This is a genomic window from Pelomicrobium sp. G1, assembly GCF_051905455.1.
Classification (GTDB): Bacteria; Pseudomonadota; Gammaproteobacteria; order Burkholderiales; family UBA6910; genus Pelomicrobium.
In genome coordinates this window covers 1-235 of record NZ_JBQACR010000627.1, presented here as the reverse complement: position 1 = coordinate 235, position 235 = coordinate 1, and the positions used below count along the sequence as shown (strand labels likewise).

The following is a 235-nucleotide window of genomic DNA, read 5'->3' as shown; positions in this document are numbered from 1 at the left end:
GCCCAGTGCTTCGCCCGCGCATCCACGGTGCTCGCCTGCCGCCCGGGGCGCAGCCGCAGCCAGGCGTCGACCAACACGATGACCCCGGTGATCGCCAGTGCCGACCCGATGACCTGCCAGGTGACACCGCTCATGCCAACCCGGCTCAGCCGGGGCCACCACGGGGAGTTCGCCGGCAGGTAGGCAGGCGTGAGCGCACCCACGAGCAACATCGTCGTGGCGAGCAGGCCTTCCC

At 71.9% G+C, this 235-nt stretch carries 1 pseudogene; it reads right to left on the bottom strand.

From position 1 onward, the window contains the following. A pseudogene (locus ACTFO6_RS19895) lies at positions 1–235 on the bottom strand (polyprenol phosphomannose-dependent alpha 1,6 mannosyltransferase MptB); the annotation flags it as partial.